Origin of the sequence: Streptomyces sp. NTH33, from assembly GCF_003236365.1 — a bacterium.
Lineage (GTDB): Bacteria > Actinomycetota > Actinomycetes > Streptomycetales > Streptomycetaceae > Streptomyces.
Genome location: NZ_POTZ01001130.1, coordinates 1 through 445, shown reverse-complemented (window position 1 = coordinate 445; position 445 = coordinate 1). Strand labels below are relative to the sequence as shown.

Annotated in this window: 1 protein-coding gene; it reads left to right on the top strand. The window is 72.1% G+C overall.

Going from position 1 to position 445, the window contains the following annotated elements; genetic code table 11:
* On the top strand, positions 1 to 380 hold a 380-nt coding region (locus C1I97_RS38820; protein WP_220040910.1), incomplete at its 5' end, for a S26 family signal peptidase.
* Positions 381 to 445: the final 65 nt, after the last annotated feature.

Genomic DNA, 445 nt, shown 5'->3' with positions numbered 1-445 from the left:
GTACGGGTGAGGGGACCGGGGCGCGGCTCACGGTGAACGGCAAGCCGCTTCAGGAGCCGTACGTGAGGGGCGGCGACGCCGACGGAGTGCACAAGGCGTACGACGTGAAGGTTCCGAAGGAGCGGCTGTTCCTGCTGGGCGACCACCGGGCGAACTCGAACGACTCGCGTTTCTTCGCCGACGACCACGGCGGAACGGTGGCCGTCTCGGCCGTCAAGGGCCGGGTCGTCAAGAGCCTCACTGCCCCGTTCCTGTTGCTCGTCGCGATGATCGCGGGGACTGTCTCGGCCCTGGTGGGGCTCGGTCTGGGAATCGCGGCGCTGGCCGAGCGGCGGCGGAAGGCGGTGCCGTCCGTGCCGCCGTGGCCCAGGCGGGTGTGAACGCGGACGGGGCCCGCCGTCGGGGGGAGTACCGGCGGGCCCCGTGGCGGCTCTCGGACTCAGTG